This is a genomic window from Pseudomonas sp. PLMAX, from assembly GCF_046042685.1.
Taxonomy (GTDB): domain Bacteria; phylum Pseudomonadota; class Gammaproteobacteria; order Pseudomonadales; family Pseudomonadaceae; genus Aquipseudomonas; species Aquipseudomonas putida_AE.
In genome coordinates this window covers 6187942-6203057 of the sequence record NZ_CP064949.1, presented here as the reverse complement: position 1 = coordinate 6203057, position 15116 = coordinate 6187942, and the positions used below count along the sequence as shown (strand labels likewise).

Sequence of the window (15116 nt, the reverse complement as noted above, 5' to 3'; positions counted from 1 at the left end):
GTTGCTTGCCCGTATCGCGAACGTCGCTACGCGCTACAATGGCCGTTTTATCGATCATGAGGTGTGCGCTTTGACTGCTCCAGGTGCTTTGAATTCCGCTGCTGGCTCGCTTTATGTGGTGGCGACGCCCATCGGCAACCTGGACGATATCAGTGCCCGGGCGCTGAAAATATTGCGTGAGGTGGCCTTGATTGCCGCTGAAGACACCCGCCACTCCCAGCGCCTGATGCAGCATTTCGGCATTCCCACGCCCCTGGCTGCCTGTCATGAACACAACGAGCGCGATGAAGGTAGCCGCTTTATCACCCGCCTGCTCGCGGGTGACGATGTCGCGTTGATTTCCGATGCCGGTACGCCGCTGATCTCCGATCCGGGTTATCACCTGGTTCGCCAGGCGCGTGCGGCGGGCATCAATGTTGTGCCTGTGCCGGGGGCCTGTGCGTTGATTGCGGCCCTGTCGGCGGCGGGTTTGCCGTCGGACCGTTTCATCTTCGAAGGCTTCCTGCCGGCCAAGGCGGTGGGGCGACGCGCGCGTCTTGAGCTCGTCAAGGAAGAGCCGCGTACGCTGATTTTCTACGAGGCGCCGCACCGTATCCTCGAATGCCTGCAGGACATGGAGCTGGTGTTCGGTGCCGAACGCCCGGCGTTGCTGGCGCGGGAGCTGACCAAGACGTTCGAAACGCTCAAGGGCTTGCCGCTGGCCGAGTTGCGCGAGTTCGTCGAGTCGGACAGTAATCAACAGCGCGGCGAGTGCGTGGTGTTGGTGGCGGGTTGGACGGCCCCCGAGGAGGAGGGCGCGGTCAGCAGTGAAGCGATGCGTATCCTCGATCTGTTGCTCGAAGAAATGCCGCTCAAGCGTGCCGCGGCGTTGGCGGCGCAAATTACCGGCGAACGCAAGAATGTGCTGTATCAGATTGCGCTGGATAAACAGAAGGGCGAGTAAAACCCGACGCACCGGCGTGCGCAACGGCGCTTAACGCTTGTTCTTCGGGCGCTCTGCCGGTAACCTTCGCGGCGGAGAGTCGATCGGACAGTCGCTGCCCTCTATGAAAATTAGGGGGGGGAGGAAAGTCCGGGCTCCATAGGGCGAAGTGCCAGGTAATGCCTGGGAGGCGTGAGCCTACGGAAAGTGCCACAGAAAATAACCGCCTAAGCGCTTCGGCGCCGGTAAGGGTGAAAAGGTGCGGTAAGAGCGCACCGCACGTCTGGCAACAGTTCGTGGCTAGGTAAACCCCACTTGGAGCAAGACCAAATAGGGTCCCAAGGCGTGGCCCGCGCTGGGACCGGGTAGGTTGCTAAAGATGTCCAGTGATGGCCATCGTAGACGAATGACTGTTCAAGACAGAACCCGGCTTACAGATCGACTCTCCACCTTTTTTCTCCCCTCTGCTTAAATCATTGAGCAGGGGTCCGATGATGGCAATTTCCCTCCTTTCAGATTCGTCCTCATTATCACTTTCGTAATATCAAAAAAATCTTACTCTTAATAAATCACTTTAACTTCTGAACGCAGCCTCCTGTGCTGATTCAAGTTGTTGGGCGGTTTCATCCGTCTGATTCTGATTGCTCCTCTCTTTATGCTCCTAAATCTCAGTTCTGTAAGGGTTTTCCTGTAATCCGCGCCTTGACGGTGTGGTGGGCGCATTCCTATAGTGTGCGCAAGTGGCGGAAAGTGGCGTAAAGTGGGTTTTCTGAACGTAAAACGCTAGAATTTGGAGAAACGCTGACGTGTTTCGCGGAGCCAACGCAATCAGTCTCGATGCAAAGGGCCGTCTCGCTATGCCGAGCCGGTACCGCGACGAGCTGGTTTCGCGTAGTTCCGGTCAGTTGATCGTCACCATTGATGCCGTTGATCCGTGTCTGTGTGTTTACCCCCTCGATGAGTGGGAAATTATTGAAACCAAACTGCGCGCACTGCCTTCGCTTCACGAAGCGAACCGCCGTCTGCAACGTTTACTGATTGGCAATGCCGTCGACCTCGAGCTCGATGGCAGTGGTCGTTTTCTGGTTCCACCGCGTCTTCGTGAATATGCCAAGTTGGATAAGCGCGCGATGCTGGTAGGCCAACTGAACAAGTTCCAATTGTGGGACGAAGATGCCTGGGATGCGGTTGCTGCCGCTGACCTGGCTGCTATTCAAGAACCGGGCGCGATGCCTGATAACCTGCGTGAATTGATCCTGTGACTATAGATAGCGGCTTTAACCACATCACCGTACTGCTTGACGAAGCCGTCGAGGCTCTCGCCGTACGTCCTGATGGCTGCTATCTGGACGGAACGTTCGGACGGGGCGGACACAGCCGGTTGATCCTCAGCCAGCTCGGTCCCGATGGTCGGTTGCTCGGGTTCGACAAAGACCCTCAAGCGATTGCCACCGGGCAGACGCTAGCGGCCGAAGACGGCCGCTTTGTCGTTGTACAGCGCAGCTTTGCCGAGCTGGGTGCGGAAGTTGCCGCACGCGGCATGAACGGCAAGGTCAGCGGCGTGCTGCTTGACCTGGGCGTCTCTTCGCCACAGCTGGACGACCCTGAGCGCGGCTTCAGCTTCCTCAACGATGGCCCGCTGGACATGCGCATGGACCCGTCCCGCGGGATCAGCGCTGCCGAATTCGTCAACACCGCGCCCGTGGAAGAAATCGCCCGGGTGTTCAAGGAATACGGCGAAGAGCGTTTTTCCGGGCGCATGGCCCGTGCCGTGGCCGAACGTCGCGATATCAAACCGTTCGAGCGCACCGCCGATCTGGCTGAAGTGCTGAAGGTCGCCAACCCTGCGTGGGAAAAGGGCAAGAACCCGGCTACCCGTGCATTCCAGGGGTTGCGCATCCACGTCAATAACGAACTGGGCGATCTGGAAGCCGGTCTCGAAGCCGCGCTGGAGAGCCTGGAAGTGGGCGGTCGCCTGGTGGTCATCAGCTTCCATTCGCTGGAAGATCGCATCGTCAAGCTGTTCATGCGCAAGCTGGTCAAAGGCGAAGCCGACAACCTGCCACGCAACCTGCCGGTTCGGCATGTCGCTTTCGAACCGAAAATCAAAATCCATGGCAAAGCGCAGACGGCCTCCGACGCCGAGCTGAAGGCCAACCCACGTTCCCGTAGTGCTGTCATGCGCGTGGCGGAGAAGCTGCGGTGAGCAAGCTCTTCGCCAAGCCACTTCCCGGCGGAAGCTTTTTCATGCTGCTGTTGTTCGTGGGCGTGCTCGTGTCGGCCATTGGCGTGTCCTACAGCGCCCACTGGAACCGCCAGTTGCTGAACACGCTGTACGGCGAGTTGAGCGTGCGCGACAAGGCGCAGGCCGAATGGGGTCGCCTGATTCTTGAACAAAGCACCTGGACCGCCCACAGCCGTATCGAAGTGCTGGCCACCGAACAACTGAAAATGCGCATTCCCGGCGCCGCCGAAGTGCAGATGGTGGCGCCATGATGAAACTCGAAGGCGCTCTTTTTCCATGGCGCTTCCGCCTGGTGCTGGGTCTGCTTGGCGTCATGGTGGCGGCGATCGCCTGGCGGATCATTGACCTGCAAGTGGTCGACCGTGCCTTTCTCAAAGGCCAGGGCGACGCGCGCAGCGTTCGGCATATTCCGATTCCGGCTCACCGAGGCCTGATCACCGATCGTAATGGCGAGCCCCTGGCCGTCAGCACCCCGGTCACCACCTTGTGGGCCAATGCCAAGGAAATGCAGCTGGCCAAGGAAAAGTGGCCAGCACTGGCTGCTGCGCTGGGGCAGGACCCCAAGGCACTGGCCGAGCGCCTTGAAGCACAAGCCAACAAGGAATTCATTTATCTGGTGCGCGGGCTGACGCCTGAGCAGGGCCAGGCCGTACTCGACCTGAAAGTGCCGGGTGTCTACGGCATCGAAGAGTTCCGCCGCTTCTACCCGGCCGGTGAGGTCACCGCCCATATGGTCGGCTTTACCGACATCGACGACCATGGTCGAGAAGGCGTCGAGCTCGCCTACGATGAATGGCTGGCCGGGGTCCCCGGCAAACGGCAAGTGATCAAGGACCGGCGCGGTCGGTTGATCAAGGATGTCCAGGTCACCAAAAACGCCAAGGCCGGAAAGCCCTTGGCGTTGTCCATTGACCTGCGCCTGCAATACCTGGCCAACCGCGAATTGCGCAACGCGATCATCGAGAACGGCGCCAAGGCCGGCAGCCTGGTGATCATGGACGTGAAGACCGGCGAAATCCTCGCCATGGTCAACCAGCCGACCTACAACCCGAACAACCGCCGCAACCTGCAACCGGCGATGATGCGTAACCGCGCGATGATCGACGTGTTCGAACCGGGTTCGACCATGAAGGCGATCTCGATGAGTGCTGCCATCGAAACCGGACGCTGGAAGCCGAGCGACACCGTCGAGGTGTACCCGGGCTCCCTGCAGATCGGCAAGTACACCATCAAGGACGTCTCCAAGAGCGAAGGTCCGGTGCTTGACCTTGCCGGTATCCTGATCAATTCCAGTAACGTCGGCATGAGCAAGATCGCCTTCGATATCGGTGGTGAGACGATTTTCCGCCTGGCGCAGAAAGTCGGTCTCGGCCAGGATACCGGCCTCGGCTTCCCGGGCGAACGTGTCGGCAACCTGCCGAACTACCGCGAATGGCGCAAGGCTGAAACCGCCACCCTGTCCTACGGCTACGGTGTTTCCGTGACGGCGATCCAGTTGGTTCACGCCTTTTCGGCCCTGGCCAACAACGGTCGCCTGGCGCCGCTGACACTGATCAAAACCGACAAGGCGCCGCAGACCACCCAGGTGTTGCCGGAAGCCGTCGCGAAAACCATGCAAGGCATGCTGCAGCAAGTGATCGAAGCGCCGCGCGGGGTATTCCGTGCACAGGTGCCGGCTTATCACGTGGGCGGCAAGTCCGGTACTGCGCGTAAAACATCGGTCGGCACCAAAGGCTACGCCGAGAACTCCTACCGCTCGCTGTTCGCCGGTTTCGGCCCGATGAGCGATCCGCGCTACGCCATCGTGGTGGTGATCGACGAGCCGACCAAGGCCGGTTACTTCGGTGGCCTGGTGTCTGCGCCGGTGTTCAGCCGCGTGATGTCCGGCACCCTGCGCCTGATGAACGTTACCCCGGACAACCTGCCACCTACCCAACAAGCGAACGCAGCGCCGGTCGTTCCACTGAAAGCCAATGGAGGGCGCGGCTGATGTCTTTGAGCCTGAACAAGATTTTCCCCCACGCCGGCCACGATCTGTTGATCCGTGAGTTGGCGCTGGACAGTCGCAACGTACGCGCGGGTGACCTGTTCCTCGCGGTGCCGGGCGGCAAATTCGATGGCCGTGCGCACATTGCCGATGCGCTTGCGCGAGGCGCTGCGGCCGTGGCTTATGAAGTGGAAGGCGCTACCGTGCTGCCGATCACCGACGTGCCGCTGATTCCGGTCAAGGGCCTGGCAGCGCAGCTGTCGGACATCGCCGGGCGTTTTTATGGCGAGCCGAGCCATCACCTGAAACTGGTGGGCGTGACTGGCACCAACGGCAAGACCAGCGTGACCCAATTGGTAGCCCAGGCACTGGATCTGCTTGGTCAGCACTGCGGCATTGTCGGCACCCTCGGCAGCGGGTTTCATGGCGCGCTGGAAAGCGGCCTGCACACCACGCCAAACCCGATTGCGGTGCAAGCGACCTTGGGCGACCTGAAAAAGGCCGGTGCCAAGGCGGTTGCCATGGAAGTCTCGTCCCATGGCCTGGATCAGGGCCGGGTCACCGCGCTGGCATTCGATGTGGCCGTGATGACCAACCTGTCCCGCGACCATCTGGACTACCACGGCACCATGCAGGCCTATGGCGAAGCCAAGTCCAGGTTGTTCGCCTGGAATGACTTGAAGTGCCGCGTGGTCAACCTCGACGATGATTTCGGCCGGCAACTGGCTGCCGAAAAACGCGAGTCGCGTCTGATCACCTACAGCCTGCTCGACAGCAGCGCTTACCTCTATTGCCGCGAAGCGCAGTTCGATGATCACGGCGTGCGCGCCACGCTGGTTACGCCCCAGGGCGAACACCACCTGCGCAGCACGCTGCTGGGTCGTTTCAACCTGAGCAACGTGCTGGCCGCGGTCGGCGCCTTGCTCGGCCTGGACTATGCCCTGGACGAAATTCTCAAGGTGCTGCCCAAACTCGAAGGCCCGGCCGGGCGCATGCAACGCCTGGGCGGCGGTACCCAGCCGTTGGTGGTGGTCGATTACGCCCACACCCCGGACGCCCTGGAAAAAGTCCTGACGGCCCTGCGCCCTCACGTCAAAGGACGGCTGCTGTGCCTGTTCGGCTGTGGCGGCGACCGCGATCGCGGCAAGCGTCCGCTGATGGCCGAAGTGGTCGAGCGTCTGGCCGATGGCGTACTGGTCACCGACGACAACCCGCGCACTGAAGATCCATCGGTGATTTTCGACGACATCCGTGCCGGCTTCACCGCTGTGGATAAAGTGACCTTCGTGGCTGGCCGTGGCCAGGCAATTGCCCAGTTGATCGCCGGTGCGTCGGCTGATGACGTGATTGTCCTGGCCGGTAAAGGTCACGAGGACTATCAGGAAATCAACGGCGAACGGCATGCCTTTTCCGATCTGGTCGAGGCCGATCATGCCTTGACCGCGTGGGAGGTGGCCCATGCTTAAAACCCTGAAACTGAGCGAACTGACCGGCGCGCTGAATGCACGCTTGATCGCAGCAGATGCGAGCTTCGACGGCGTCAGCATCGACAGTCGCGCCATCAAGCCGGGCCAGTTGTTCATTGCCCTGGCCGGTCCGCGCTTCGATGGCCATGACTACCTCAATGAAGTCGCGGCCAAAGGTGCCGTGGCAGCCTTGGTCGAGCGCGAAGTCGCCGACAGCACGCTGCCGCAATTGCTGGTGGCCGATACCCGCCAGGCCCTGGGCCAACTGGGCGCGCTCAATCGTGCGGCATTCACCCAGCCAGTCGCCGCCATCACCGGTTCCAGCGGCAAGACCACGGTCAAGGAAATGCTCGCGAGCATCCTGCGCACCCGTGGTCCTGTGCTGGCCACCCGCGGCAACCTGAACAACGACCTCGGCGCGCCGTTGACCCTGCTCGAACTGGCACCGGAACACACCGCCGCCGTGATCGAGCTCGGTGCTTCGCGCCTGGGTGAAATTGCCTACACCGTGGGCCTGACCAAACCCCATGTGGCCATTCTCAACAATGCCGGAACCGCCCATGTCGGCGAGTTCGGCGGGCCGGAAAAAATCGTCGAAGCCAAGGGCGAGATCATTGATGGGCTGGATGCCAATGGCGTCGCCGTGCTCAATCTCGACGACAAGGCGTTCGACATCTGGAAGACCCGCGCTGGCGAGCGCAAGGTGCTGACCTTCGCCCTGAGCAATGTCAGTGCCGATTTCTACGCCAGCGACCTGGCCACCGATGCCCGTGGCTGCCCGGCGTTCAACCTGCACAGTCCTGAAGGTGTGGAGCGCGTTCAACTGAATCTGCTCGGCACCCATAACGTCGCCAACGCCATGGCTGCCGCGGCTGCCGCCCATGCCCTGGGGGTGTCGCTGTTCGGCATCGCCACCGGCCTCGGCGCGGTGCAACCGGTGAAGGGTCGTACCGTTGCGCAACTGGCCAGCAATGGCATGCGCGTCATAGATGACACTTACAACGCAAACCCCACCTCCATGTGCGCCGCCGTTGATATACTGGCCGGCTTTTCCGGTCGCACCGTTCTGGTGCTCGGGGATATAGGCGAGTTGGGCGACTGGGCGCAGCAGGGGCACCGCGACGTGGGCGAATACGCCCGTGGCAAGGTTTCTGCGCTGTACGCCGTCGGGCCGATGATGGTTCACGCCGTCGACGCTTTCGGTCCACAAGCCTTTCACTTCAGCACGCAGGCTGAACTGATCAAGGCCCTGGGGGCCGAGCAGGATACAAACACCACCATTTTGATCAAGGGCTCGCGCAGCGCTGCGATGGAAAACATCGTTGCCGCTTTGTGCGGGACCAGTCTGGAGAAACATTAATGCTGCTGCTGCTAGCGGAGTATCTGCAACAGTTCTACAAAGGCTTCGCGGTCTTCCAGTACCTGACCCTGCGCGGGATTCTCGGTGTGCTGACCGCGCTGGTTTTGTCGCTGTGCTATGGCCCGTGGATGATCCGTACTCTGCAGAACCGTCAGATCGGCCAGTCCGTCCGTAACGACGGCCCGCAATCGCACCTGTCCAAGTCCGGCACCCCGACTATGGGTGGCGCGCTGATTCTGTCGTCGATCGGTGTCAGCACCCTGCTGTGGGCTGACCTGACCAACCGTTATGTCTGGGTCGTCCTGTTGGTGACCCTGTTGTTCGGTGCCATCGGCTGGGTCGATGACTACCGCAAGGTGATCGAGAAGAACTCCCGTGGCCTGCCAAGCCGCTGGAAGTACTTCTGGCAGTCGGTGTTCGGCCTTGGCGCGGCGATCTTCCTTTATATGACCGCCGCGACGCCGGTGGAAACCACCCTGATCCTGCCGATGCTCAAGGATCACAGCATTGCGCTGGGCGCAGGCTTCATCGTCCTGACCTATTTCGTGATCGTCGGTTCGAGCAACGCGGTCAACCTGACCGACGGCCTCGACGGCCTGGCGATCATGCCGACCGTGATGGTCGGTGGTGGCCTTGGCATCTTCTGCTACCTGTCGGGTAACGTGAAATTCGCCGAATACCTGCTGATCCCTTATGTACCGGGCGCGGGTGAGCTGATCGTGTTCTGCGGCGCGCTGATCGGTGCCGGCCTGGGCTTCCTTTGGTTCAACACCTATCCCGCACAAGTCTTCATGGGCGACGTCGGCGCGCTGGCGCTGGGCGCGGCCCTGGGCACCATCGCCGTGATCGTCCGTCAGGAAATCGTCCTGTTCATCATGGGCGGCGTGTTCGTGATGGAAACCCTGTCAGTCGTCATTCAGGTTGCGTCCTTTAAGCTGACCGGTCGCCGTGTGTTCCGCATGGCACCGATTCACCACCACTTTGAACTCAAGGGCTGGCCCGAGCCACGCGTGATTGTCCGTTTCTGGATCATCACCGTGATTCTCGTGCTGATCGGTCTTGCCACCCTGAAACTGAGGTAGAAACCCGTGTCCCTGATCGCGTCTGACCACTTCCGCATCGTTGTCGGCCTCGGCAAGAGCGGCATGTCCCTGGTTCGCTTCCTGGCGAACCGGGGCGTGGCCTTTGCAGTGGCCGATACGCGGGAAAACCCGCCGGAACTGGCCACGCTCAAGCGTGACTACCCGCAGGTGGAAGTGCGTTGCGGCGAGCTGGACGTCGAGTTCCTGTGCCGTGCCGACGAGCTCTACGTGAGCCCCGGGCTGGCACTGGCGACCCCGGCCCTGCAGGCCGCCGCTGCCCGTGGCGTGAAACTGTCCGGCGACATCGAACTGTTCGCGCGTAACGCGAAGGCGCCGATCGTGGCCATCAGCGGTTCCAACGCGAAGAGCACCGTGACCACCCTGGTCGGCGAGATGGCGGCGGCGGCGGGCAAACGTGTCGCTGTAGGCGGCAACCTCGGTACGCCGGCGCTGGACCTGCTCAGCGACGACGTCGAGCTGTACGTGATGGAGTTGTCGAGTTTCCAGCTGGAAACCACCGATCAGCTCAACGCCGAAGTAGCGACCGTGCTCAACATCAGCGAAGACCACATGGACCGCTACAGCGGCCTGCCGGCCTATCACCTGGCCAAGCACCGGATCTTCCGGGGGGCCAAACAGTTCGTGGTCAACCGTCAGGATGCCCTGAGCCGGCCGTTGATGGGCGAGGGCCAGCCGTGCTGGACCTTTGGCCTGACCAAGCCGGATTTCAAGGCCTTCGGTATCCGCGAAGAAGGCGGCGAGAAGTACCTGGCCTTCGAATTCCAGAACCTGATGCCGGTGCGCGAACTGAAAATCCGCGGCGCCCATAACCAATCCAACGCCCTGGCGGCATTGGCACTCGGTCACGCCGTCGGCTTGCCGTTCGACGCCATGCTCTCGGCGCTGCGCACCTTCGCCGGGCTCGAGCATCGTTGCCAATGGGTCCGCGACCTGGATGGCGTGGGTTACTACAACGACTCCAAAGCCACTAACGTCGGCGCCGCGCTGGCAGCCATCGAAGGCCTGGGTGCGGACATCGACGGCAAGATCGTGCTGATCGCCGGCGGCGACGGCAAGGGTGCCGAATTCAAGGACCTGCGTGATCCGGTGGCGGCCAACTGCCGCGCCGTGGTCCTCATGGGTCGCGACTCGGACAAGATCGGCCAGGCCATCGGCGATGCCGTTCCGTTGATTCGTGCAGGCTCCCTGCTCGAAGCCGTCGAGCAATGCCGCGCCGCTGCCCGGCCGGGCGACGTGGTGCTGCTGTCGCCGGCGTGCGCCAGTTTCGACATGTTCAAGCACTACGAAGACCGTGGTCACCAGTTCGTCCAAGCCGTGGAGGAACTGGCATGAGTCTTCGGGGCATCATCAAGCCGTACCCATCGCCGCTCATCACCGGGCGCGGCATCGACCTCGACTTCCCGATGCTCGTCGGTTGCCTGACGCTGCTCGGCCTGGGGCTGGTGATGATTGCATCGGCCTCCACCGAAGTGGCGGCGGTGCAATCGGGCAGCGCCCTGTACTACATGATTCGCCACCTTATCTATGTGGTGCTGGGCCTTGCTGCCTGCATCGTCACCATGATGATCCCGATCGCCACCTGGCAACGCCTGGGCTGGTTGATGCTGCTGGGGGCATTCGGTTTGCTGGTGATGGTGATCATTCCCGGGATCGGGCGTGAAGTGAACGGTTCGATGCGCTGGATCGGCTTCAGCTTTTTCAACGTCCAGCCTTCCGAGATCGCCAAGGTGTTCGTGGTGATCTACCTCGCCGGTTATCTGGTGCGTCGCCAGAAAGAAGTGCGTGAAAGCTGGATGGGTTTCTTCAAGCCGTTCATCGTGCTGCTGCCGATGGCGGGCCTGTTGCTGATGGAGCCGGACTTCGGTGCCACCGTGGTGATGATGGGTGCGGCGGCGGCGATGCTGTTCCTCGGCGGGGTCGGGCTGTTCCGGTTTTCCCTGATGGTGGTCCTGGCGGTCGGGGCGGTGGTGTTGCTGATTCAGATGCAGCCGTATCGAATGGCGCGTCTGACCAACTTTGCCGATCCGTGGGCCGACCAGTTCGGTGCCGGCTACCAGCTGTCCCAGGCGTTGATCGCTTTCGGCCGCGGCGAATGGCTGGGCGTTGGCCTGGGCAACAGCGTGCAGAAGCAGTTCTACCTGCCGGAAGCCCACACTGACTTCGTGTTCTCGGTCCTGGCCGAAGAGCTGGGTGCCGTGGGTTCCCTGTGCACGGTGGCGCTGTTCGTCTTCGTTTGTATTCGTGGCATGTACATCGGCTTGTGGGCCGAGAAGGCCAAGCAGTTTTTCGCCGCCTATGTCGCCTACGGCCTGTCGTTCCTGTGGATCGGTCAGTTTCTGATCAACATCGGCGTGAACGTCGGCCTGCTGCCGACCAAGGGCCTGACTTTGCCGTTCCTCAGCTATGGCGGCAGTTCGTTGGTGATCTGCTGTGCCTGTCTCGGCTTGTTGCTGCGCATCGAGTGGGAGAGTCGAACCCACCTGGGCAGCGAAGAGATGGAGTTCCATGAGAGCGACTTCGCCGAGGAGCCGAACCATGGGCGCTAACGTATTGATCATGGCCGGCGGCACCGGGGGCCACGTGTTCCCGGCACTGGCCTGTGCCCGCGAATTCCAGGCCCGCGGTTACACCGTGCACTGGCTCGGGACGCCGCGCGGTATCGAGAACGAATTGGTTCCGATGGCCGGTATCGAACTGCACCGGATCAACGCCAGCGGTTTGCGTGGCAAGGGCAAGCTGTCGCTGCTCAAGGCGCCGTTCATGTTGCTCAAATCGGTCTGGCAGGCGCGGGCGATCATTCGTCGTTTGCAGCCGGCTTGCGTGGTGGGCTTTGGCGGTTATGTGACCGGCCCTGGTGGTGTCGCAGCCAAACTGGCCGGCGTGCCGGTGATCGTTCACGAACAGAACGCCGTGGCCGGTACCGCCAATCGGTTGCTGGTGCCGTTGGCCGCCCGAGTCTGTGAAGCGTTCCCCGACACCTTTACCCTGTCGAGCAGCCGACGGACCACCGGTAACCCGGTGCGCACCGAGCTGTTCCTCGAAACACCGCGCCCGGCCCTGGCCGGTCGCAAGGCGCGTTTGCTGATCCTGGGCGGAAGCCTGGGCGCAGAACCGTTGAACAAGCTGCTGCCTGAAGCCCTGTCGCAAGTCGCCGTCGACCTGCGCCCGGACGTGTTCCATCAGGCCGGTAAAAACCATGATGAAGTGACTGCGCAGCGCTACCTCGCGGCTGGCGTCGAGGCGCAAGTGCAGCCGTTCATCAAAGACATGGCCCAAGCCTATGGCTGGGCCGACCTGGTGGTATGTCGCGCAGGTGCGCTGACCATCAGTGAACTGGCCGCCGCCGGTCTGCCCTCGATGCTGGTGCCGTTGCCCCACGCGATCGACGATCACCAGACCCGCAACGCCGATTATTTGGCCCGTGAAGGCGCTGCCTTCCTGATGCCGCAAAGAACGACCGGTGCAGCGGATCTTGCCGCGCGCCTGACAGAGGTCCTGATGCAACCACAACGACTCAACGATATGGCCACTGCGGCCCGCCGCCTGGCCAAACCCGATGCCACCCGTAACGTAGTCGATACCTGCCTGGAGGTGGCCCATGGTTGAGAATCAGAAAGCCATGCCGCAACCGGAAATGCGCCGCATCCGGCGCATCCACTTCGTCGGGATCGGCGGCGTGGGCATGTGCGGGATTGCCGAAGTGTTGCTGAACCTGGGCTATGAAGTGTCCGGTTCCGACCTGAAGGCTTCTCCGGTCACCGAGCGCCTGGAATCGTTCGGTGCGCAGATTTTCATCGGTCACCGCGCCGAGAACGCTGCCGCCGCCGATGTGCTGGTGGTGTCGAGTGCCGTGAACGTTTCCAACCCGGAAGTCGCCACCGCGCTGGAGCGTCGTATTCCAGTAGTGCCGCGTGCAGAAATGCTGGCTGAGCTGATGCGCTACCGCCACGGCATCGCCGTCGCCGGTACCCACGGCAAAACCACCACCACCAGCCTGATCGCCTCGGTGTTCGCCGCCGGTGGCCTGGACCCGACGTTCGTCATTGGTGGCCGCCTGAATGCCGCGGGCACCAATGCCCAGCTCGGCACCAGCCGCTACCTGATCGCCGAAGCCGACGAAAGCGACGCCAGCTTCCTGCACCTGCAGCCACTGGTGGCCGTGGTCACCAATATCGACGCCGACCACATGGCGACCTACGACGGTGACTTCAACAAACTGAAGAAAACCTTCGTCGAGTTCCTCCACAACCTGCCGTTCTACGGCCTGGCTGTGGTGTGCCTGGACGATCCGGTGGTGCGTGAAATCCTGCCGCTGGTCAAGCGTCCGACCGTCACCTACGGCTTCGGCGAAGACTGCGACGTGCGCGCTATCAATGTGCGCCAGCAAGGCATGCAGACCTTCTTCACCGTGCTGCGCCCAGACCGCGAGCCGCTGGATGTTTCGGTGAACATGCCGGGCAACCACAACGTGCTGAACTCGCTGGCGACCATCTGCATCGCCACCGACGAAGGCGTCAGCGATGAAGCCATCGTCCAGGGCCTGTCCGGGTTCCAGGGGGTTGGTCGACGCTTCCAGGTCTACGGCGAACTGCCGGTGGACGGCGGCAACGTGATGCTGGTGGACGACTACGGTCACCACCCGACCGAAGTCGCTGCGGTGATCAAGGCCGTGCGCGGTGGCTGGCCGGAACGTCGCCTGGTGATGGTTTACCAGCCGCACCGTTACAGCCGTACCCGCGACCTGTACGACGACTTCGTCAATGTACTGGCCGACGCCAACGTCCTGCTGTTGATGGAAGTCTACCCGGCCGGTGAAGAACCGATTCCGGGCGCCGACAGCCGCAAGCTGTGCAACAGCATCCGCCAGCGCGGCCAGCTCGACCCGATCTACATCGAGCGCGGAGTCGACCTCGCGCCGCTGGTCAAGCCGCTGCTGCGCGCTGGCGACATCCTGCTGTGCCAGGGCGCCGGCGATATCGGCGGTCTTGCACCGAAACTGTTGAAAAGTGAGTTGTTCGCCGGTGCCGTTGCTGCGCCGGAGAAGGGGAAGTTGAAATGACTGCTGCCTACGCCAACCTCGTCAGCACCGTCGCGCCGAAAGACTTCGGCCGCGTCGCCGTGCTGTTCGGCGGCAAGAGTGCCGAACGCGAAGTGTCGTTGAAGTCGGGCAATGCCGTTCTGGATGCACTGCAAAGCGCAGGCGTGGACGCGTTCGGCCTCGACGTCGGCGATGACCTGCTGCAGCGTCTGCTGAACGAAAAGATCGACCGCGCCTTCATCATCCTCCACGGCCGTGGCGGTGAAGACGGCAGCATGCAGGGCCTGCTCGAGTGCCTGGGGATTCCCTACACCGGCAGCGGCATCCTCGCCTCGGCGCTGGCCATGGACAAGCTGCGCACCAAGCAGGTCTGGCACAGCCTGGGCATTCCGACGCCACGTCATGCGGTGCTGAGCAGCGAAGCCGATTGTATTTCGGCGGCGACGGAACTGGGCTTCCCTTTGATCGTCAAACCGGCCCATGAAGGTTCGAGTATCGGGATGGCCAAAGTGAGTTCCGCGTCTGAGTTGATCGACGCCTGGAAAGCGGCCAGTACCTACGATTCGCAAGTGTTGGTCGAGCAATGGATTCACGGTCCGGAGTTCACCATCGCCACCCTGCGTGACCAGGTGTTGCCGCCAATCGCCCTGGGCACGACGCACAGTTTCTACGACTACGACGCCAAGTACATCGCCAACGATACCCAGTACCGCATTCCATGCGGCCTGGACAGCGCCAAGGAAAAGGAACTCATGGACCTCACGGCGAAAGCCTGTGAAGCGCTGGGTATCGCCGGTTGGGGCAGGGCGGACGTGATGCAGGACGCCGAAGGGCAGTTCTGGTTCCTGGAAGTCAATACGGCACCGGGCATGACCGATCACAGCCTGGTGCCGATGGCGGCCCGCGCTGCCGGCCTGGATTTCCAGCAATTGGTTCTGGCCATTCTGGCCGCCAGCATTCCCGCTGCCGGCACCGAAGAGCCGCGAGGTTAAGAC

The 15116-nt window shown here is 62.0% G+C and carries 13 protein-coding genes and 1 other RNA gene; all 14 read left to right on the top strand.

Features of this window, described 5'->3' with window-relative positions:
- The first annotated feature begins 70 nt into the window (after positions 1–70).
- On the top strand, positions 71–943 hold the full coding sequence (gene rsmI / locus DKB71_RS28170) for a 16S rRNA (cytidine(1402)-2'-O)-methyltransferase (protein WP_274643041.1): 873 nt from the start codon (positions 71–73) through the stop codon (positions 941–943).
- A 75-nt stretch (positions 944–1018) separates the two neighbouring features.
- Positions 1019–1372: RNase P RNA component class A (gene rnpB, locus DKB71_RS28165), an RNA gene on the top strand.
- A gap of 356 nt (positions 1373–1728) precedes the next feature.
- Positions 1729–2184 carry a division/cell wall cluster transcriptional repressor MraZ gene (mraZ, locus tag DKB71_RS28160; RefSeq protein WP_274074204.1) on the top strand — a complete coding sequence of 152 codons (456 nt, stop codon included), beginning with the start codon at positions 1729–1731 and terminating at the stop codon, positions 2182–2184.
- Complete coding sequence (gene rsmH / locus DKB71_RS28155; protein ID WP_046819006.1) at positions 2181–3128, top strand: 16S rRNA (cytosine(1402)-N(4))-methyltransferase RsmH; 948 nt, start codon at positions 2181–2183, stop codon at positions 3126–3128. The genes mraZ and rsmH overlap by 4 nt, the downstream gene beginning before the upstream one ends.
- The gene (gene ftsL / locus DKB71_RS28150) at positions 3125–3418 is read left to right on the top strand and encodes a cell division protein FtsL (protein WP_032834661.1); all 294 of its coding nucleotides are present in this window, start codon (positions 3125–3127) and stop codon (positions 3416–3418) included. The genes rsmH and ftsL overlap by 4 nt, the downstream gene beginning before the upstream one ends.
- Positions 3418–5157, top strand: coding sequence for a penicillin-binding protein 2 (locus DKB71_RS28145; protein ID WP_178134366.1), 1740 nt, complete (start codon positions 3418–3420; stop codon positions 5155–5157). Before ftsL ends, DKB71_RS28145 begins: the two co-directional genes overlap by 1 nt.
- Complete coding sequence (locus DKB71_RS28140) at positions 5157–6620, top strand: UDP-N-acetylmuramoyl-L-alanyl-D-glutamate--2,6-diaminopimelate ligase (RefSeq protein ID WP_274074205.1); 1464 nt, start codon at positions 5157–5159, stop codon at positions 6618–6620. The genes DKB71_RS28145 and DKB71_RS28140 overlap by 1 nt, the downstream gene beginning before the upstream one ends.
- A complete protein-coding gene (gene murF, locus DKB71_RS28135; RefSeq protein WP_408598804.1) occupies positions 6613–7980 on the top strand; it encodes a UDP-N-acetylmuramoyl-tripeptide--D-alanyl-D-alanine ligase in 1368 nt (455 codons plus the stop codon). Before DKB71_RS28140 ends, murF begins: the two co-directional genes overlap by 8 nt.
- Positions 7980–9062 carry a phospho-N-acetylmuramoyl-pentapeptide-transferase gene (gene mraY / locus DKB71_RS28130; RefSeq protein ID WP_008060275.1) on the top strand — a complete coding sequence of 361 codons (1083 nt, stop codon included), beginning with the start codon at positions 7980–7982 and terminating at the stop codon, positions 9060–9062. The genes murF and mraY overlap by 1 nt, the downstream gene beginning before the upstream one ends.
- 6 nt (positions 9063–9068) lie before the next feature.
- Positions 9069–10415, top strand: a complete 1347-nt coding sequence (gene murD, locus DKB71_RS28125) for a UDP-N-acetylmuramoyl-L-alanine--D-glutamate ligase (RefSeq protein ID WP_408598801.1) — start codon at positions 9069–9071, stop codon at positions 10413–10415.
- Entirely contained in the window at positions 10412–11629 is a 1218-nt protein-coding gene (gene ftsW, locus DKB71_RS28120) for a putative lipid II flippase FtsW (protein ID WP_274074208.1), read from the top strand. The genes murD and ftsW overlap by 4 nt, the downstream gene beginning before the upstream one ends.
- Positions 11619–12689: an undecaprenyldiphospho-muramoylpentapeptide beta-N-acetylglucosaminyltransferase gene (murG, locus tag DKB71_RS28115; RefSeq protein WP_408598799.1), complete on the top strand. Its 1071-nt coding sequence runs from the start codon at positions 11619–11621 to the stop codon at positions 12687–12689. Before ftsW ends, murG begins: the two co-directional genes overlap by 11 nt.
- A complete protein-coding gene (murC, locus tag DKB71_RS28110; RefSeq protein WP_323627052.1) occupies positions 12682–14142 on the top strand; it encodes a UDP-N-acetylmuramate--L-alanine ligase in 1461 nt (486 codons plus the stop codon). Before murG ends, murC begins: the two co-directional genes overlap by 8 nt.
- Positions 14139–15113 (top strand): D-alanine--D-alanine ligase, encoded by a 975-nt coding sequence (locus tag DKB71_RS28105; protein WP_323606943.1) that lies wholly within the window; start codon positions 14139–14141, stop codon positions 15111–15113. Before murC ends, DKB71_RS28105 begins: the two co-directional genes overlap by 4 nt.
- Positions 15114–15116 lie beyond the last annotated feature (3 nt).

Bases quoted from the DNA above. Each gene is read 5' to 3' on its own strand.
- murC (WP_323627052.1), top strand. From the start codon at position 12,682: ATGGTTGAGAATCAGAAAGCCATGCCGCAACCGGAAATGCGCCGCATC.
- ftsW (WP_274074208.1), top strand. From the start codon at position 10,412: ATGAGTCTTCGGGGCATCATCAAGCCGTACCCATCGCCGCTCATCACC.
- murF (WP_408598804.1), top strand. From the start codon at position 6,613: ATGCTTAAAACCCTGAAACTGAGCGAACTGACCGGCGCGCTGAATGCA.
- DKB71_RS28105 (WP_323606943.1), top strand. From the start codon at position 14,139: ATGACTGCTGCCTACGCCAACCTCGTCAGCACCGTCGCGCCGAAAGAC.
- mraY (WP_008060275.1), top strand. From the start codon at position 7,980: ATGCTGCTGCTGCTAGCGGAGTATCTGCAACAGTTCTACAAAGGCTTC.
- DKB71_RS28140 (WP_274074205.1), top strand. From the start codon at position 5,157: ATGTCTTTGAGCCTGAACAAGATTTTCCCCCACGCCGGCCACGATCTG.
- murG (WP_408598799.1), top strand. From the start codon at position 11,619: ATGGGCGCTAACGTATTGATCATGGCCGGCGGCACCGGGGGCCACGTG.
- DKB71_RS28145 (WP_178134366.1), top strand. From the start codon at position 3,418: ATGAAACTCGAAGGCGCTCTTTTTCCATGGCGCTTCCGCCTGGTGCTG.